A 16,298-nucleotide genomic window follows, 5' to 3' on the forward strand; every position below is an offset into this window, starting at 1 on the left:
TATTATCATCTTTGTTGGATTTCTGCTGAGAAAACCCGGACTGCCCGTGAAACGCAAGGCCTGTTAGGCACATCTCATGCGGCTGGGGATGCCGTGCTTATGACATCGGAGACTGAATGCGCGTTGAATGGCCGACCGTTTTGCTGATTGTGCTTTGTTATCTGGGCTGGCTTGGCGCGGTGTTCTGGCTGCCGACGATCTGGCTGCCGCTGGCGGTTTTGGTCGCGGCCTTCACCATAGCGTTGCAGTCTTCGCTTCAGCATGAAGTGACCCACGGTCACCCCTTCGCCCACCGGGGGCTGAGCGAGGCGGCGGTTTTCACGTCGCTCAACCTGTGCATTCCCTTCATCCGGTTTCGTGACATGCATCTGGAGCATCATCTGGATAGCAATCTGACCGATCCCTATGACGATCCGGAAACCAACTATCTGGACCCCGCCGTCTGGGACCGGCTGTCAGCGCCGGTGCGCGTGATCCTGTCTGCCAACAACACGTTGATCGGGCGGCTGCTTCTGGGGCCCGTCGTCTCGCAGGTCGCCTTCATGGCCGATGACTGGCGGCGGATCCGGCAGGGCGACCGCGCCGTGTTGCGGGCATGGGGGCTGCACGGGCTGACGGTCCTGCCGGTTCTGGCGCTGGTCTGGATGTCGCCCCTGCCGCTCTGGGCGTATCTTCTGGCCTGCTATATCGGGCTTGCGACCCTGAAGATCCGCACCTTTCTGGAACACCGCGCCCATGACCGGGCCAGCGGGCGCACCGTGATCATCGAGGATCGGGGCGTGCTGGCCTTCCTGTTTCTCAACAACAACTTCCATGTGGTGCATCACATGCACCCGCGCCTGCCGTGGTATCGGCTTCCGGAGAGGTATTTCGCCGACAGGGACAGGTATCTGCAACGCAATGACGGGTATCTTTACCGGTCCTACGGCCAGATTTTCCGGCGCCATCTGTTCCGCGCCAAGGACCCGGTGCCGCATCCGCTCTGGCCGCGAAACTGACTTGTAGACCCGGGCGATAGGCGCGAAGACTGCGCCCATGCCCATATGGATCCCCGTTACCATCTTCGCCGCTTTCATGCAGAACCTGCGGTTTCTGCTGCAACGGCATCTGAAGGTCACGACCCTGTCGACGGGCGGCGCGACCTGGGCACGCTTCTTGTATTCCGCTCCGCTGGTGGCGGGTATCGTCGCGGTCTATGCCGCCGCGTCGGATCAGGCCCTGCCGGGGCCGGGCGCCCGGTTCTGGCTTTTCGTCGTGTCGGGCGCGATGGCGCAGATGCTGGCCACGATGTGCGTCGTGGCGCTGTTCGCGCATCGGAACTTCGCCGTCGGCATCACGCTGAAAAAGACCGAGGTGATCCTGACCGCGCTCTTGGGCCTCGTCATTCTGGGGGAGGCGGTGTCGCCCCCGGTCGTAGCGGCGATCGGTGTCGGCTTCGTCGGCGTCCTGCTGCTGTCGGATCCGCCGAAGGGAGAGATCGCGCTGCCGTGGCGGGCGCGGCTTTTCAACGTCGCGTCGGGCTACGGGCTCGCCTCGGGCCTCTTGTTCGGGGTTTCGGCGGTTGGGTATCGCGGCGCATCCCTGTCCCTGCCCGAGGGCGATGTTTTCCTGCGGGCGGCGTTCACCCTGGCGGCCGCGACGGCGGTGCAGACCGTGACCCTTGGCCTTTGGCTCGCCTGGCGTGAACGGGGGCAGATCGCAAAGGTGCTGGCAAGCTGGCGGGTGTCTGGTCTGGTTGGGCTCACCTCCATGCTGGGTTCGCTGGGCTGGTTCACCGCCTTCACCATTCAAACGGCGGCCTATGTGAAGGCTCTCGGCCAGATCGAGCTGGTCTTCACCTTTCTGTTTTCCGTATTCTGGTTGAAAGAACGGTCGTCGCTCAAGGAAATCTGGGGGATCGCGTTGATCGTGGCCTCGATCGGGCTGATCTTCCTCGGCAGCCTGTGAGATGATGATCGCCCTTTCCATCGCACCGATTTTCCTTTTGATCCTGACCGGTTATGCGCTTCGTCGGGGTGGCATCCCCTCCGATGAGTTCTGGGATCTGAACGATCGCCTGGTCTATTTTGTGCTGATGCCGGCTCTGTTCTTCGTCCGTATCTCGACCGCCGATCTGGGCGAGGCGGGGCTGGGCCGTTTCGCCATCGTGCTATATGCGGGCTTCCTTGCCGGGGTGGTCATCGGCCTGATCGGTGCGGTGTTGCTGGCGCGCGGCGGCGCGGTCGGGACATCGGTGATGCAGGGGGCCTGCCGGTTCAACACCTTTGTGGCCCTCGCCGTGGCGGAGGCGCTTTACGGTGCGCCGGGACTGCAATTGGCGGTGCTGGGGGCGGCGGTGCTGGTCCCCGGCGTGAACCTGATCGCGATCAGCCTGTTTGCCGTGATGTTGAGGCCGCCCGGCGGAGGCGTGGCGCGCGCCGCAGTCCGGCAGTTGGCAACCAATCCGCTGATCCTCGCGATCCTGGCCGCCCTTGGCTTCAATGCCGCCGGTATCGGGGCTGTTCCGGTATTGCACGAAACCCTGAGTGTGCTGGGGCAGGCGGCTCTGCCGATCATGCTTTTATGCGTGGGCGCGAACCTGAAGCTGAAAGGCCTGCGCGCCGAGGCGGGACCGATGGCGCTGGCCGCATTCGGCAAGATCGTGGTCTTCCCGGCCGTGATCCTGATGACCGCGCTGGCGCTGGGCCTCGATCCGCTCAGCGCGCAGGTCGCGCTGATCTACGGCGCGCTGCCCACCGGTGTCGCGGCCTATACGCTGGCGCGCCAGTTGGGCGGCGATGCGCCGCTGATGGCGGCGATGATCACGATGCAGACGCTGCTCAGCTTTGCCACAATGCCCCTGTGGCTGAGCCTGGGGGAGCGTGTGTTCGGGGTTTGAGAGAGGGGGCGGCCGACGAGCGTCCAGCCATTTTTCCGGGCGAAAGGCCGGCCGGCGGCGCTCAGAGACGTTCGAACCGGCTGATCCGGTCGGCATTGTTGAAAAACGGCACGCCGTCATGGGCGGTGCCGTTCAGCCGCGCGGCAAGTTCCGCCAGTACAACCTCGGTGATGAACGGCATATCGAAGGTCCGCGCGGTGTCGAGCGGCACCCATTGAAGGTGGCTCAACTCGTCTTCGGCACGGCTGAAATCATCGGGATCGCTGGCCAGATCGGATGCATCGGCCACGAAAAACCGGGCATCGAAGCGCCGCGGTCGCCCGGGCGGCGTGATCGCGCGGAAGATGAACTCCAGCGTCGGACCATCTGGGAGATGCCCGGTTGCGAGATAGCCGCGCCAGCCCCGGGGTGCGTCCAGATGACCGGCCCGGTCATCGGCACGCCCGAGGAGCAGGCCGGTCTCCTCCCACAGCTCACGGGTGGCCGCGGCGATCACGGCATTTGCGGGGGCCTCTGCCTTGGCGGCCAGCTGCGCCGCCATCTCGGCGTGTGCCGCGCGCGCCAGCGGGATGGTTGCATCGACCGCGTCGACAGCGCCGCCCGGAAAGACGAATTTCGAGGGCATGAAGGCGGCGGTTCTGCCGCGCTGGCCCATCAGAACGCGGGGGCGCGTCTCCGCGTCGCGCAACATGATGATGGTTGCCGCGTCGCGGATAGCCGTTTTGTCTAGAAGCCGTGCATCCGCTTGGCCCATTGAATCCCCACAATCATGCCCTTGAAACGGGGCAAGAGGTATAGCGCCATCGCCACCGCGCCAACCGAAAACATCGCAGACAGCAGATAGGGCCCGGGCTGCCATGTGGTGTAAACCCATAGCATCAGTGTGCCCAGAACCTTGGCGGTGACCAGAATAACCAGATAGGCCGGGCCGTCATCGGCGCGGGCATGGCTGAGATCCTCGCCGCAACTTTCGCAGGCCGGGCGCAGTTTCAGATAGCTTTCGAACAGATGCCCCCTGCCGCAATTCGGGCAGCGCTGGTGCAGCCCCCGGCGGATCGCGGGCCAGGCGGGGCGCTCGGGCACATCTGCGTCGAACGCGGCTTGATCTGATGTATATGGCATGGGCCGCGCCCTTTCCGGAAATCCCTGTTACCGTATGTAACATGGCGGTGGATCTGTCCAATGACGCCGGTACGCGGCGCATGGTCGCAAACCGCGCCGGACAAGAAACTTCGACGGAACCCGCTGCCGCGCCCGTGGAAAGGGTCAGACAGGCAGCAAAAGGAGTTTACGCATGTCCCCCAAGAACACTGTTACGGTTGGTGTCGTATTGGCGCTGGCGCTGGCGGCAGCCGCGCCTGTCGCAGCCCAGACCGGGCCGCGGGGCCCGCATTTTCTGTTCGAAGAGATGGATCTGAACAATGATGGCGAGGTGAGCCTGGACGAGATGCGCAACCATCGCGGGGCCCGGTTCGATCAGGCCGACGCCGATAACGACGGCAACCTGAGCCGTGACGAGATGATTGCGGCGGGTCAGGCCCGGGTCGCGGCGGGTGTCGACCGGATGCTGGAGAGGCTGGATTCCGACGAGGACGGCGCGATCAGCCGGGCCGAGATGGACGCGGCGGCGGATCGGCGCGCGGAACGCTTTCAGACGCGCATGTTCGAGCGGCTGGATCGCGATGGCAACGGCGCCATCAGTGCAGAGGAGTTCGAGGACGCCGCAGATGTCATGCGCGGCCACCGAGGCGGCGGCTACGGGTTCGGCCGCGACCGCGGATAAGGCGCCGGGCGGCATGGCTAATCTTTTGCCGCCCCGGATTTCCGGCGTTAAGCAGGGGCATGGTGCAGGTGGATGCCGAGCTGGATCAATTGGAGGATGGAGCCTTGCTGGTGCTCTACGCCAATGGTGATCAGCGGGCCGCGCGGGTGTTGACCGCGCGGCTCCTGCCGCGTGTGCTCAGCCATGCGGTGCGCGTTCTGGGCGACCGGAGCGAGGCCGAGGACGTAGCACAGGAGGCCATGTTGCGACTTTGGCGGGCCGCCCCGGGCTGGCAGGGCGACGGTGCGGCAAAACCGGGGACATGGCTTTACCGGGTCACGGCCAATCTGATCGTGGACCGGTTGCGCCGGTCGGGCCGGGCCGTGGGGCTGGATGCGGTGGACGAACCCGCCGATGACCGTGAAAGCGCCGAAGCCATGCTGATCCGCCGCGGGCGGGTGGCGGCGCTGGATGCCGCGCTTGCACGGCTGCCGGAACGGCAGCGGCAGGCCGTGGTTCTGCGCCATATCGAAGGCGTCTCCAACCCGGAGATCGCGGCCGTGTTGGACATCAGCGTCGAAGCGGTGGAGAGTTTGACGGCACGCGGCAAACGCGCGCTGGCGGCGGCCCTTGCGGGCCAGAAGGAGGCATTGGGCTATGGTGACGGATAAGGATGATCTGACAGCGCTGTTCGCCGAAGCGCGCCGGGACGCGCGGCCCGGTGCCGACATGACCGCGCGGGTTCTGGCCGACGCGGCGCGCGTTCAGCCCGGAAACATTGCGGCAGCTTGCCCCGGACCGGGGTGGTTTGCGCGGATGCGGGGGACGCTCGGCGGATGGCCGGGCCTGTCGGGGCTTGCCGTGGCAGGCGTGACCGGTCTGATGATCGGGATCTATGCGACAGAGAGCGTCGATATGCTGCTGAACGGGCAGTTGACCGACCTGACCGGGGGCGACAGCGCCGGGCTGATGCCGGGGATCGATTTTCTTGCCATTTCCTTCGGGGAGGGCTGAGCGCGATGGTTGAGACGCCTCCGATCCCTCCAACTGCTCCGGGTCCGCCGGCGCCCCCGCCGCGCGGAGCGGGCCGGGGTGTCAAGATCGCGCTTGGGCTGTCTCTGGCGCTGAACCTGCTGATCGCCGGTATCGTCATGGGCGCGGTCTGGGGCCGTCTTGGCGGGCCGCCTGGCTCCGGCGAAGCGCCGCTGGCGCTTCGGACGCTCGGGCTCGGGCCGCTGATCTATGTTCTGGAGCGCGACGACCGGGCCGCCCTGCGTGCGCGCATGGAAGAGGGGCAGGACCGGTTCCGGCCTGAGCTGCGGGGGCTTGGCCATTCGGTCCACCGCTTCGGAGAGGCGCTGCGCAGCGAGCCCTTCGACCGGGCGGCGGCGGCGGCGGCCCTGGAGCAGCAGCGCCGCAATGTGCAGGGATTGCAGACCGAGGGCCATCGATTGCTGCTGGACCAGCTGGAGGCGATGACCCCGGAGGCCCGCGCCGATCTGGCCGACCGTTTGCAACGACGCCTGTCGCGGAGCATGCGCCGCGGGGACAGATCTCAATGAGCGTTGCGTTGCGGGCCGCCCGGCGGATGCAGGCAGCCCACGGCGCTTTGCGCGGTGATGCAGGATGGCGTCCCGCCGTCTGACTGACGGGACCCGCGAAGGGAGCGGCGGGCAGGGCCGCCGATCGCGTTAGGCGGCCGAGGCCGTTGCCATGGTCACGAGATTTCGCCCTTCCGCCTTGGAGCCATACAGCGCCTGATCGGCCCTCAACAGGATCGCCGCCGCGCTGTCCTCGTAATCCTGTGCCAGGGCAATGCCGACACTCATGGTCACAGAAATCGGCGTTTTGTCAGCCCCGATCAAAATCGGGGTGCTGCCGACCGCGACGCGCAGGCGTTCGGCTACATCCATTGCACGCGCGTGATCCGCATCTGGGATGGCGACAAGAAACTCCTCTCCCCCGATCCGGCCCAGCAGATCCATGCTGCGAAGCTGCGCGCGAAGCCGTTTTGCGACCACGGCCAGCACCCCGTCGCCGGCGGCGTGGCCATAGCGATCATTCACATCCTTGAAGAAATCCAGATCCAGCATCATCACGGCGATCCCGCGCCCGGGATGGCCCAGCATGCGTTCAAGATGGTGCAGCGCATAGCGGCGATTGTGCAGACCGGTCAGGCTGTCGGTCACGGCAAGTTGCAACCCTTCCTGCACGGTGGTCCGCAAACGGTCCGACTGGCGCTTGCGCCGGAGTTGTGTCCTGATCCGCACCGCCAGTTCATCGGCGTCCACCGGCTCGTAAAGAATGTCCCCGGCCCCGAGATCGAGCGCGATGGCGGCGCGCTCGCAATCCGCGGCGGGCAATACCATAACCGTGGCCGCATAGCGGGTAATCGGGCGGGAGCGCAGATCCGACAGAAGACGCAGCCCGTCGTTGCGGCAGGCCATATCGGCCGAGATTACGAACAGATCCGGCGTATCGCTCTGGCCGAAATCGGCCAGGACATTTTCCTGCGCCACGATCTGGACGATACCGGCGCGCTTTGCCTCCAAAGCCTGTTTCCAGGCCACGGCCGGGCCCGCATCGGAGGCGACGAGCGCGATCTTTCCGGGGCCTTCGAATTCGCCTGCGCCTTCGGCAAACCCAAGCTCCGCGCAGGTTTCCTCCCGCAGGCGCAGCTCCCGCTGCGTGTCGCGCGCGCGCAGAAGCGAGCGGACCCGCGCCAGAAGCGCCACTTCATCCACCGGTTTGGTCAGAAAATCATCCGCCCCTTTTTCAAGCCCCTGAACCTTGCTTTCCTTGTCTGCCATGGCGGTGATCAGTATCACCGGAATATCCGCGGTCTCGGGGTCGCTCTTGAGGCGGTCGCAGACGGTCAGCCCGCTCATATCGGGCATAAGGACGTCAAGCAGGATCAGATCGGGCCGGTGCGACCTGGCTTTTTCCAGCGCATCGGCTCCGCTATCGGCCTGAACGACCTCATAACAGGCGGCAGAAAGCTTGACTTTCATCACGATGCGGTTGGTCGCTACGTCATCGACGACCAGGATGCGCCCTGTCATACTCCGAGCTCCAAAAACTGCCTTTTATCAGCGTCCGTCAATTTGCATATGAAAGGTTAACAAACTATTTAACGTTAAGGTCAACTTCTCTCCATGCAGCAAGAATCCGCCGAAAAAATCGCCATCGATACCCTGGCCTGGCTTGCCGCGGATCCCGATCTGTTCGGGGTCTTTCTGGGCGCAACCGGTGCGTCCGTCGCGGATGTCAGGGCGCAGGCAGGAAATCCGCAATTTCTGGCCGGCGTTCTGGATTTCGTCATGATGGATGACGCTTGGGTCATCCGCTGCTGCGACGCCCAGGACATGCGCTACGAAACCCTGGCGCAGGCGCGGGCCGCGTTGCCCGGAGGCGACCTGCCGAACTGGACGTGATGAGTGTCGACGATCCGGCCGGCGGCGTCAGTCGAGAGGGTCGTCCCCTTCGCCGCTGCGGAGTTTCGCCAGAAGGCGGGTCAGTTCCACACGTTCCGGGGCGGACAGCTTCTCGTTGAAATGCGCCATGTTTTCCGAACAGATCGGCATCGCGGCACGCATTCTGGTCCGGCCTTCGGGCGTCAGCGCAACTTCGGTCGTGCGCCGGTCCTGACGGCCGATGCTGCGGGCGATCAGCCCTTCATCCTCCAACTGCCGCAGGGCGCGAGACGTCGCGGTGCGGTCGATGCCGACGAAGCTTGCGATCTCAGAGGGGTTTTTCAGCCCGTCTTCGGCCACGGCCACCAGAATACACCATCCGACCCGCGTCAGGCCGAAGGCGCGCAAGCCCTCCTCCACCCGACGCTCGATCAACCTTGCGGTTTGCGAGGTGTGGAAACTGATGCTTTCATGAAGCCCGAAACGAGGTTTTACGCCATCCATACCGTCTACAATGGCTTTCTTGTTGCATATTGGTCAAGACACAGTCACCCCGGAGCCAGAAAGTCAATCGGGGCGGGCGCGGAAATGATCGCGGGCATTCTTTTCGACAAGGACGGCACACTGTTCGATTTCGAGGCCAGCTGGTCCGGCTGGGCGGCGGATGTTCTTGCCGAACTTGCGGGCGGTGAGGCGGCGCTGGCCTCCGATCTGGGCGCGCGGATTGGCTTCGATATCGAAAAGGTGCGATTCCGGCCCGACAGCGTGGCCATTGCCGGTACGCTCGACGAAACGGCCCGTGCGCTGCTGCCCGGTCTGCCGGATTGGGAGCTTTCGCGGCTGAACGCCTATCTGACGGTGGCCGCGGCTGAGGCTCGGATGGCGGAGGCGGTGCCGCTGGCACCTTATCTTGCAGGGCTCAGGGCTTCCGGGCTCCGGCTCGGCGTAGCCACCAACGATGCGGAGACGCCCGCGCGCGCGCATCTGGCCGCGGCAGGCGTACTGGACGCGTTCGACTATGTGGCGGGGGCCGATAGCGGCTATGGCGCCAAACCTGATCCGGGCATGTGCCTGGGCTTTGCGACGACGCTCAACCTGCCGCCCGAGCGTGTGGTGATGGTCGGCGACAGCCGCCACGATCTGCATGCTGCCGCGGCCGCGGGAATGGTGGGCGTGGGGGTGCTGACCGGCATGGCAACCGCCGCGGATCTGGAGGATCTGGCACATGTGGTTCTGCCCGATATCGGCCACATCCCAGGGTGGCTGGACAATACGCAGGCCCGATAGGCCCGCCGGTCGCCGGAATGCGACGCGATCGGTCGCTAACTGAAAACTTCTGGCGGCCCCGGCGAGGTCAATCTTGGACTTGCGACCACGCGCGGGGAGATGCTGAAGATGACCGCTGAAACACCGACACGCCGCCGCCGCACCGGGGGGCGCAAGGGCCATGCCGACCGCGCCGGATATGCAGCCATCGACCAGATGCCCTGGCGGCTGATCCGGAATACCGACAGGCCGACCGAACCGCTTGACGAAGACGGGGTGCAGGCAATCCATCGCGGGGCCATGCATATCCTCGGCCAGATCGGGATCGAGTTTCTGAACGAGGAGGCGCGCAGGATACTCGGCAGGGCCGGGTGCAGGATCGAGGGCGAAAACGTCTTCATGGACGAGAGTTTCGTGATGGAGATGGTGGGCCATGCGCCCGCAAGCTTCACCATTACGCCGCGCAACCCCGAGCGGCAGCTGATCATCGGCGAGAATGTTCTGACGTTCGGCAACGTCTCCTCCCCGCCGAATGCTTGGGACCTGGAGCGCGGCAAGCGATCGGGTGATTTCGAGACCTACAAGGAGTTTCTGAAGCTTACCCAGTATTTCAACTGTATCCATTTCGCCGGCGGCTATGCACCCGAGCCGATCGATATCCACCCCTCCGTGCGCCATCTAGACTGTCTGTATGAGAAGCTGACGCTGACCGACAAGGTGGCTCACGCCTATTCGCTTGGGGCGGAGCGGGTGGAGGATGTGATGGAGATGGTGCGGATCGCCGGGGGCCTGACCCATGCGGAGTTCGACGCGACACCGCGGATGTATACCAACATCAACTCGGTCTCGCCCCTGAAACATGACCACCCGATGCTCGATGGGGCGATGCGGATGGCCCGGCGCGGCCAGCCGACGGTGGTCACACCCTTCACGCTCGCGGGCGCGATGGCACCGGTGACGATGTCGGGCGCTGCTGCACTGTCGCTGGCCGAAGGGCTCGCGGCGATTGCGCTGTTGCAATACATCAACCCTGGCTGCCCCGTCGCTATCGGCACATTCACCTCCAATGTGGATATGAAATCCGGGGCTCCGGCCTTCGGAACCCCCGAATACATGCGCGCGACGCAGATGACCGGACAGATGGCCCGGTTCTACGGGCTGCCGATGCGCTCTTCCGGGGTCTGTGCCGCCAATGTGCCGGACGGGCAGGCCATGTGGGAAACCTCCCAAAGCCTCTGGGCGGCGGTGCAATCGGGCACCAACATGGTCTATCATGCGGCCGGCTGGCTGGAGGGCGGTCTGATCGCGAGCCCGGAGAAATTCGTCATGGATTGCGAGATCTTGCAGCAGATCCAGCGATATTTCGAGCCGGCGCTCTGGGCCACCACGGAGGACGAGATCGGGCTCGATGCGATCCGCGAGGTCGGCCATGGCGGCCATTACTTCGGCTGCGCGCATACTCAGGCCCGGTATCAGACCGCGTTTTATCAGCCCTTCCTGTCAGACTGGCGGAATTTCGAGGCATGGCAGCTCGATGGCAGTGTCTGGACCGCTGAAAGGGCGCATCGGACCTATAAGCGGATACTGGATGAGTTCGAGGCGCCGCCGATGGACGACGCCATTCGCGACGAATTGCAGGCCTTCGTCGCCCGCCGCAAGGAAGAGGGCGGCGCACCGACCGATTTCTGACCACGGGCCACCGCGTCAAACGCCATGCCAACGCTTTCTTTACGGTTTTCAGCGTATGCCATTGCGGATGGCTTGCGGGAAGGATTGCCATGCATGGTCTTGTCAATCGGGCGTTGCAGGAGTTTGTGAAGGATACCTATGGCGCGGATATCTGGGGCGAAGTGCGGGATCAGGCAGCCTTGCCCTTCGACGAATTCGAATCGATGCTGCATTACGACATTCGCTTGACGAGACTGACGATAGATGCGGCCTCCGCCGTGCTGCACAAGGATGCCGCGTCGTTGCTGGAGGATGTGGGAAGCTGGCTGGTCTCGAACCCGGCGCAGGAGTCCATCCGCCGTTTGTTGCGGTTCGGCGGCACGACATTCCTGGATTTCCTGCAATCGCTTGAGGAGCTTCCGGGCCGCGCGCGCATGGCGCTTCCCGATCTGGATATGCCCGAAATCGTATTGCAGACCGATACCCCGGGCCGCTTCAGACTGGAAATCAGATGGGTGCTTGACGGCATGGGCTCGGTTCTTCTGGGCGCCTTGCGAGGCATGGCGGACGACTATGGCGCGCTGGTGGTGCTCGAAGCGGAGCATGGCCGGGAAGGGGCCGAGATTGTCGTGATCGATCTGCTGGATGCGCAGTTCGCTGCTGGCCGCACCTTCGAGCTGGATGCGCAAATGCGATGACCAGTCCCGAGATCATCCTTCCCGATCCTCTGATCGGCCTGTCCGGCGCGGCGCTGGACCGGCTGATGCCGCTTCACGTATGGCTCAGCCCGAAGGGACAGATCGTGCGCGCAGGGCCGACATTCCGCAAGATGGTGCGGCAAGCGGATATCATCGGCGGCAGCATCTTCGACTTGATGAAGCTGAAACGTCCGCGTCTTGTCAGCAAGCTGCCCGATCTGATGGCGTTGCAGGGGCAAAGGCTGACGCTGATGCTGAATACGGCGCCGCATCTGACATTGCGCGGAATGGTGGTTGCCCTGCCCGGCGACAGTGGCGCCTTCCTGAATATCTCGCTTGGAGTGTCATTTGCCGAGGCGGTGGCCGAGTGGCACCTGACACTTCGCGATTTCTCGCCCTGCGATCAGACGGTTGATCTGCTTTACCTGCGCGAGGCGAGTGCTCTGACCTCGCATGAATCGCGGATGCTGACCGAACGTCTGGAGGCCGCGCGGATCGTGGCCGAAGAGCAGGCGCTGACCGATACGCTCACCGGGCTCGCCAATCGCCGGGCGATGGACACGGCGCTTGCCCGCACACTGAGCAATCCGCAGGCACGTTATGGCCTGATGCATATGGATCTGGACTATTTCAAGCGCGTCAACGACACGCTTGGCCATGCCGCGGGTGACCATGTGCTGGCCCATGTGGCAAAGGTGCTGCGCTCCGAGGTGCGCCGCGGCGATATCGTGGCGCGCGTCGGCGGCGACGAATTTGTGCTGCTGTTCCGTGATTGCGACGACCCCGACCTTCTCGATCGGATCGCGCAGCGCCTGATCGGACGGCTGGAACAACCGACCGTTTTCGAGGGCAAAACCTGCCGGATATCGGCCTCGATAGGGACGACGTTGTCGAGCTATTACATCAAACCCACGGTTGATCAGTTGCTCAGCGATGCCGATCAGGCGCTTTACGCTTCAAAAAACAGTGGCCGGGCGCGCCATACCTTCTACACACCTGATCTCGCCCCCGGCTGAGGCGCCGCGCCGGTGGACAATCCGGGGGCGCGGGCCTAGCGTCGCAGCCATGGGATCCGGGGACTTTCACGACAGCCGATATTCCTGGCTGCGGCTGGCCATCACGTTGCTGATTGCCATGGTCGGGAATGTCGGCATGTGGGCGATCATTGTCATCCTGCCGGCGATCCAATCGGAATTCGGTGTCGACCGGTCCGCTGCGTCTTTGCCTTATGCCGCGACGATGGTCGGTTTCGCGCTCGGCAACCTGGTGATCGGCTGGGCGGTCGACCGGCTCGGCATCAGCCTGTGCCTGATTGCGGCGGCCATCGGCGTCGCCCTATCCTTTGCGCTTGCGGCGATGACCGGGTCGGTGCTGATGCTGTCGATCGCGCAGGTGATCGTAGGCTTTGGCACAGCCACCAGTTTTGGCCCGCTGATCGCAGACATATCGCATTGGTTCCTGCGGCGGCGGGGGATCGCCGTGGCGGTTGCGGCAAGCGGCAATTACCTTTCTGGGGCGATCTGGCCGTTCCTTCTTGCCGGTGTTCTGGAGGAGCAGGGCTGGCGCGCCGCCTATCTGCTGCTGGCCGGCGTGGTTTTTCTGGTGATGGTGCCGCTGTCGCTTCTGCTGCGCCGGAGCGTGCCCCACATGCCCGCGAATGACGGCGTGATCGCGGTGGCGGACCGGGCCGGGCGCGTCAGCTTCACGCCCGGGCAGTTGCAGATGCTGCTGGCCGCGGCCGGGATCGCCTGCTGCATGGCCATGGCGATGCCGCAGGTCCATATCGTGGCGCTATGTGTCGATCTGGGATACGGGCCCGCCGTGGGCGCCGAAATGCTGTCTCTGATGTTGCTGGGCGGGGTGGCGTCGCGGCTGGTCTCGGGCTTCGTGGCCGATCTGCTCGGCGGTGTGCGGACGCTCCTGATCGGGTCGGTTTTACAGTGTGTCGCCTTGTTCCTGTTCCTGCCATTCGACGGGCTGGTCTCGCTCTACCTTGTCAGCCTCGTCTTCGGTCTGGCCCAGGGCGGCATCGTGCCGAGCTACGCGATCATCGTGCGGGAATACATGCCCGCACGGGAGGCCGGTGCGCGGGTGGGCGCCGTGATGATGGCCACAATCATCGGCATGGCACTGGGCGGCTGGATGTCCGGCTGGATCTACGACATGACCGGGAGCTACCAGATGGCCTTCATCAACGGGATCGTCTGGAATTTCCTCAATATCGGCATCATGGTGCTGATCTTGGTGAATGCAAGCCGGGGCGGGCGCAGGGCGGCGGCGATATCCGCCCCGTGAGCCGGGCCCTTTGGTGTTGCGCCCGGCTGTGCGGCTGGCCATTCTCGGCGCGACACGCGTCCATGATCGGGGGAGGGATAGGATGAGCTTGCGGCCTCTGGGCATTGACCCGTCCCGGTGTTTCATCGGCGGAGCATGGTCCCCGCCGGTGGCGGGTGATACGCTTCCGCTTCATTCGCCATCCGACGGGTCGGAGCTTTGCCGGATCGCCCGGGGGCAGGCCGATGACGTCGATGCAGGCGTAGCCGCGGCACATGCGGCGCTGTCCGGGCCGTGGGGCCGTGCGACGGCCGCTGAGCGGGGCCGGATCTTGTACAAGATCGGTCAGGCGGTTCTGGAACGCATCGACGAACTGGCTAGGCTGGAAGCGCTGGATGTGGGCAAGCCGTTGAAACAGGCCCGCGCGGATGTGGTGGCGCTGGCGCGTTACATGGAATTCTACGGCGGCGCGGCCGACAAGCTGCATGGCGAGACGATCCCCTATCTGGATGGCTACACCGTCTACACGCTTCGCCAGCCCCATGGCGTGACGGGCCATATCATACCGTGGAACTACCCGATGCAGATCATCGGGCGTTCGGTCGGGGCCGCGCTTGCCATGGGAAATGCCTGTGTCCTGAAACCGGCGGAGGAGGCCTGCCTGACCGCGCTTGCCTTTGCCGAGATCGCACGGGCCGCGGGGCTGCCTGACGGTGCGCTCAATGTGGTGCCCGGACTGGGCGCCGAGGCGGGGGCCGCGTTGAGCGGGCATGCAGGGGTTCATCACATTTCCTTCACCGGGTCGGTGGCGGTGGGCCGGCTGATCCAGCAGGCGGCGGGGCGAAATGTTGTTCCGGTGACGCTGGAACTTGGCGGGAAATCCCCGCAATTGGTGTTCGACGATGCCGATCTCGACGCGGCGATGCCGTTTCTGGTGAATGCGGGGGTTCAGAATGCCGGACAGACCTGTTCGGCCTCGTCGCGCATTCTGGTGCAAAGGCGTGTCTACGATCACGTTGTTGACCGCATGGCGGAGCGATATGCCGCATTGCAGGCCGGTCCTGCCCTCTCGGATCTGGATCTCGGGCCGCTGGTGTCCGGCCGTCAGAAGGAGATCGTCGAGGGGTTCATTGGCAGCGGCGCGGATCTGGAGATGGCCGCGCAGGGACAGATCGTCGACGATGCGCCACCCGGCGGCGCCTATGTGGCCCCGGTGCTGTTCGCGGGCGTCGCACCCATGCATCGGCTTGCGCAGGAGGAGATCTTCGGCCCGGTGCAGGTGATCATCCCCTTCGATAGCGAAGAGGAGGCGCTCGATATCGCCAATGGCACATCCTTCGGGCTTGTCGCCTCTGTCTGGACGGAAAACGGGGCGCGCCAGATGCGGTTGGCAAAGCATCTGCGCGCCGGGCAGGTGTTCCTGAACAATTACGGAGCGGGCGGCGGTGTGGAACTACCTTTCGGCGGCACGGGCCTGTCGGGCCATGGCCGCGAAAAGGGATTCGAGGCGCTTTACGGCTTTTCCACGCTGAAGACCGTTGCGGCGCTGCACGGATAGGAGACATTCATGCGACTGAACGAGAAAACGGCGATCGTGACCGGCGGCGCGTCCGGCTTCGGGGCCGGCATCGCGCGCAAATTCGTGGCGGAAGGCGCGCGGGTGATGATCGCCGATCTGAACAAGGACATGGCCGAGGAGCTTGCAGCGGAGCTTGGAGAGGCAGTCAGAACGCAGCAGACGGATGTGGCCGACGGGGACAGTGTGGCCGAGTTGAAAACCGCCACGCTGGAGGCCTTCGGCCGGATCGACATTCTGGTCAACAATGCCGGGATCACCCATCTGCCGACCCCGCTGGAAGATGTCGAGGAGGCCGCGTTCGACAGGGTTTTCGCGGTCAACTGCAAATCGGTCTATCTGACCGCGAAGCATATCGTGCCGCTCATGAAGGGGCAGGGGGCGGGGGTGATCCTGAATGTCGCCTCCACCGCCGGGGTCAGTCCGCGGCCGCGGCTGAACTGGTACAATGCCTCCAAGGGGTGGATGAACACCGCCACCAAGGCGATGGCGGTGGAACTTGCGCCGACGGGCATCCGGGTCAATGCACTGAACCCCGTTGCCGGGGAAACGCCGCTTCTGAAAAGCTTCATGGGGGAGGACACGCCCGAAATGCGGGCGAAGTTTCTGGCGACGATCCCCCTGGGCCGGTTCTCCACCCCCGAGGATATGGGCAATGCGGCCTGTTATCTCTGTTCGGACGAGGCCAGCATGATCACAGGCGTCTGTATGGAGGTGGATGGCGGGCGCTGTATCTGAGCGCGCGGCGCAAGCCGGGTTGCCC

General features: G+C 64.6%; 19 protein-coding genes. 15 read left to right on the top strand and 4 right to left on the bottom strand.

What is annotated here, in order from left to right; genetic code table 11:
- Positions 1-116 precede the first annotated feature (116 nt).
- The 3 genes from D9R08_RS05175 to D9R08_RS05185 are packed head-to-tail and all read left to right on the top strand — an operon-like array spanning position 117 to position 2,878.
- Complete coding sequence (locus D9R08_RS05175; protein WP_121896970.1) at positions 117-998, top strand: fatty acid desaturase; 882 nt, start codon at positions 117-119, stop codon at positions 996-998.
- Between the two features lie 37 nt (positions 999-1,035).
- The gene (locus D9R08_RS05180; protein ID WP_121896971.1) at positions 1,036-1,947 is read left to right on the top strand and encodes a DMT family transporter; all 912 of its coding nucleotides are present in this window, start codon (positions 1,036-1,038) and stop codon (positions 1,945-1,947) included.
- A 1-nt stretch (position 1,948) separates the two neighbouring features.
- The gene (locus D9R08_RS05185; RefSeq protein WP_121896972.1) at positions 1,949-2,878 is read left to right on the top strand and encodes an AEC family transporter; all 930 of its coding nucleotides are present in this window, start codon (positions 1,949-1,951) and stop codon (positions 2,876-2,878) included.
- Positions 2,879-2,939: 61 nt separating this feature from the next.
- On the opposite strand, the gene D9R08_RS05190 is transcribed toward D9R08_RS05185, so the two are convergent.
- Together D9R08_RS05190 and D9R08_RS05195 are read right to left on the bottom strand one after the other, a co-directional pair.
- Positions 2,940-3,632: an NUDIX hydrolase gene (locus D9R08_RS05190; RefSeq protein WP_121896973.1), complete on the bottom strand. Its 693-nt coding sequence runs from the start codon at positions 3,630-3,632 to the stop codon at positions 2,940-2,942.
- The gene (locus D9R08_RS05195; RefSeq protein WP_121896974.1) at positions 3,605-4,000 is read right to left on the bottom strand and encodes a DUF983 domain-containing protein; all 396 of its coding nucleotides are present in this window, start codon (positions 3,998-4,000) and stop codon (positions 3,605-3,607) included. The genes D9R08_RS05190 and D9R08_RS05195 overlap by 28 nt, the downstream gene beginning before the upstream one ends.
- Before the next feature lie 172 nt (positions 4,001-4,172).
- Here D9R08_RS05195 and D9R08_RS05200 point away from each other — a divergent pair, with 172 nt between their 5' ends.
- Genes D9R08_RS05200 through D9R08_RS05215 form a run of 4 tightly spaced genes read left to right on the top strand, consistent with a single transcriptional unit; the run spans position 4,173 to position 6,202 of the window.
- Positions 4,173-4,661: a CREC-EF hand family protein gene (locus tag D9R08_RS05200; protein WP_121896975.1), complete on the top strand. Its 489-nt coding sequence runs from the start codon at positions 4,173-4,175 to the stop codon at positions 4,659-4,661.
- Positions 4,662-4,720: 59 nt separating this feature from the next.
- On the top strand, positions 4,721-5,311 hold the full coding sequence (locus D9R08_RS05205; protein ID WP_121896976.1) for an RNA polymerase sigma factor: 591 nt from the start codon (positions 4,721-4,723) through the stop codon (positions 5,309-5,311).
- The gene (locus D9R08_RS05210; protein WP_199709260.1) at positions 5,298-5,654 is read left to right on the top strand and encodes a dihydroorotate dehydrogenase; all 357 of its coding nucleotides are present in this window, start codon (positions 5,298-5,300) and stop codon (positions 5,652-5,654) included. The genes D9R08_RS05205 and D9R08_RS05210 overlap by 14 nt, the downstream gene beginning before the upstream one ends.
- A gap of 5 nt (positions 5,655-5,659) precedes the next feature.
- Positions 5,660-6,202, top strand: coding sequence for a periplasmic heavy metal sensor (locus D9R08_RS05215; protein ID WP_158598929.1), 543 nt, complete (start codon positions 5,660-5,662; stop codon positions 6,200-6,202).
- 129 nt (positions 6,203-6,331) lie between these two features.
- Here the strand turns inward: D9R08_RS05215 and D9R08_RS05220 are convergent, their stop codons facing one another.
- Positions 6,332-7,702, bottom strand: a complete 1,371-nt coding sequence (locus D9R08_RS05220; RefSeq protein WP_121896977.1) for a diguanylate cyclase — start codon at positions 7,700-7,702, stop codon at positions 6,332-6,334.
- 93 nt (positions 7,703-7,795) lie between these two features.
- Here D9R08_RS05220 and D9R08_RS05225 point away from each other — a divergent pair, with 93 nt between their 5' ends.
- On the top strand, positions 7,796-8,074 hold the full coding sequence (locus tag D9R08_RS05225) for a DUF3572 domain-containing protein (RefSeq protein WP_121896978.1): 279 nt from the start codon (positions 7,796-7,798) through the stop codon (positions 8,072-8,074).
- 27 nt (positions 8,075-8,101) lie between these two features.
- Here the strand turns inward: D9R08_RS05225 and D9R08_RS05230 are convergent, their stop codons facing one another.
- Positions 8,102-8,557 carry a MarR family winged helix-turn-helix transcriptional regulator gene (locus D9R08_RS05230; RefSeq protein ID WP_121896979.1) on the bottom strand — a complete coding sequence of 152 codons (456 nt, stop codon included), beginning with the start codon at positions 8,555-8,557 and terminating at the stop codon, positions 8,102-8,104.
- Positions 8,558-8,641: 84 nt separating this feature from the next.
- Here D9R08_RS05230 and D9R08_RS05235 point away from each other — a divergent pair, with 84 nt between their 5' ends.
- The 7 genes from D9R08_RS05235 (at position 8,642) to D9R08_RS05265 (ending at position 16,273) form a co-directional block, all read left to right on the top strand.
- Complete coding sequence (locus D9R08_RS05235) at positions 8,642-9,340, top strand: HAD family hydrolase (RefSeq protein WP_121896980.1); 699 nt, start codon at positions 8,642-8,644, stop codon at positions 9,338-9,340.
- 108 nt (positions 9,341-9,448) lie between these two features.
- Entirely contained in the window at positions 9,449-11,008 is a 1,560-nt protein-coding gene (locus D9R08_RS05240; protein ID WP_121897269.1) for a trimethylamine methyltransferase family protein, read from the top strand.
- Between the two features lie 89 nt (positions 11,009-11,097).
- Positions 11,098-11,685, top strand: a complete 588-nt coding sequence (locus D9R08_RS05245) for a heme NO-binding domain-containing protein (protein WP_121896981.1) — start codon at positions 11,098-11,100, stop codon at positions 11,683-11,685.
- A complete protein-coding gene (locus tag D9R08_RS05250) occupies positions 11,682-12,701 on the top strand; it encodes a GGDEF domain-containing protein (RefSeq protein ID WP_121896982.1) in 1,020 nt (339 codons plus the stop codon). The genes D9R08_RS05245 and D9R08_RS05250 overlap by 4 nt, the downstream gene beginning before the upstream one ends.
- 49 nt (positions 12,702-12,750) lie before the next feature.
- Positions 12,751-13,980 (top strand): MFS transporter, encoded by a 1,230-nt coding sequence (locus tag D9R08_RS05255; RefSeq protein WP_121896983.1) that lies wholly within the window; start codon positions 12,751-12,753, stop codon positions 13,978-13,980.
- An 82-nt stretch (positions 13,981-14,062) separates the two neighbouring features.
- On the top strand, positions 14,063-15,517 hold the full coding sequence (locus tag D9R08_RS05260) for an aldehyde dehydrogenase family protein (protein WP_121896984.1): 1,455 nt from the start codon (positions 14,063-14,065) through the stop codon (positions 15,515-15,517).
- A gap of 9 nt (positions 15,518-15,526) precedes the next feature.
- Positions 15,527-16,273, top strand: a complete 747-nt coding sequence (locus D9R08_RS05265) for an SDR family oxidoreductase (protein WP_121896985.1) — start codon at positions 15,527-15,529, stop codon at positions 16,271-16,273.
- The last annotated feature ends 25 nt before the right edge of the window (positions 16,274-16,298 follow it).

The organism is Rhodophyticola porphyridii (assembly GCF_003688285.1).
In the GTDB taxonomy this organism is placed as follows: domain Bacteria; phylum Pseudomonadota; class Alphaproteobacteria; order Rhodobacterales; family Rhodobacteraceae; genus Rhodophyticola; species Rhodophyticola porphyridii.

Bases quoted from the DNA above. Each gene is read 5' to 3' on its own strand.
- D9R08_RS05185 (WP_121896972.1), top strand. From the start codon at position 1,949: ATGATGATCGCCCTTTCCATCGCACCGATTTTCCTTTTGATCCTGACC.
- D9R08_RS05260 (WP_121896984.1), top strand. From the start codon at position 14,063: ATGAGCTTGCGGCCTCTGGGCATTGACCCGTCCCGGTGTTTCATCGGC.
- D9R08_RS05210 (WP_199709260.1), top strand. From the start codon at position 5,298: ATGGTGACGGATAAGGATGATCTGACAGCGCTGTTCGCCGAAGCGCGC.
- D9R08_RS05205 (WP_121896976.1), top strand. From the start codon at position 4,721: ATGGTGCAGGTGGATGCCGAGCTGGATCAATTGGAGGATGGAGCCTTG.
- D9R08_RS05235 (WP_121896980.1), top strand. From the start codon at position 8,642: ATGATCGCGGGCATTCTTTTCGACAAGGACGGCACACTGTTCGATTTC.
- D9R08_RS05245 (WP_121896981.1), top strand. From the start codon at position 11,098: ATGCATGGTCTTGTCAATCGGGCGTTGCAGGAGTTTGTGAAGGATACC.
- D9R08_RS05180 (WP_121896971.1), top strand. From the start codon at position 1,036: ATGCCCATATGGATCCCCGTTACCATCTTCGCCGCTTTCATGCAGAAC.
- D9R08_RS05195 (WP_121896974.1), bottom strand. From the start codon at position 4,000: ATGCCATATACATCAGATCAAGCCGCGTTCGACGCAGATGTGCCCGAG.
- D9R08_RS05220 (WP_121896977.1), bottom strand. From the start codon at position 7,702: ATGACAGGGCGCATCCTGGTCGTCGATGACGTAGCGACCAACCGCATC.
- D9R08_RS05240 (WP_121897269.1), top strand. From the start codon at position 9,449: ATGACCGCTGAAACACCGACACGCCGCCGCCGCACCGGGGGGCGCAAG.
- D9R08_RS05230 (WP_121896979.1), bottom strand. From the start codon at position 8,557: ATGGATGGCGTAAAACCTCGTTTCGGGCTTCATGAAAGCATCAGTTTC.
- D9R08_RS05255 (WP_121896983.1), top strand. From the start codon at position 12,751: ATGGGATCCGGGGACTTTCACGACAGCCGATATTCCTGGCTGCGGCTG.
- D9R08_RS05265 (WP_121896985.1), top strand. From the start codon at position 15,527: ATGCGACTGAACGAGAAAACGGCGATCGTGACCGGCGGCGCGTCCGGC.
- D9R08_RS05175 (WP_121896970.1), top strand. From the start codon at position 117: ATGCGCGTTGAATGGCCGACCGTTTTGCTGATTGTGCTTTGTTATCTG.
- D9R08_RS05190 (WP_121896973.1), bottom strand. From the start codon at position 3,632: ATGGGCCAAGCGGATGCACGGCTTCTAGACAAAACGGCTATCCGCGAC.
- D9R08_RS05215 (WP_158598929.1), top strand. From the start codon at position 5,660: ATGGTTGAGACGCCTCCGATCCCTCCAACTGCTCCGGGTCCGCCGGCG.
- D9R08_RS05225 (WP_121896978.1), top strand. From the start codon at position 7,796: ATGCAGCAAGAATCCGCCGAAAAAATCGCCATCGATACCCTGGCCTGG.
- D9R08_RS05200 (WP_121896975.1), top strand. From the start codon at position 4,173: ATGTCCCCCAAGAACACTGTTACGGTTGGTGTCGTATTGGCGCTGGCG.
- D9R08_RS05250 (WP_121896982.1), top strand. From the start codon at position 11,682: ATGACCAGTCCCGAGATCATCCTTCCCGATCCTCTGATCGGCCTGTCC.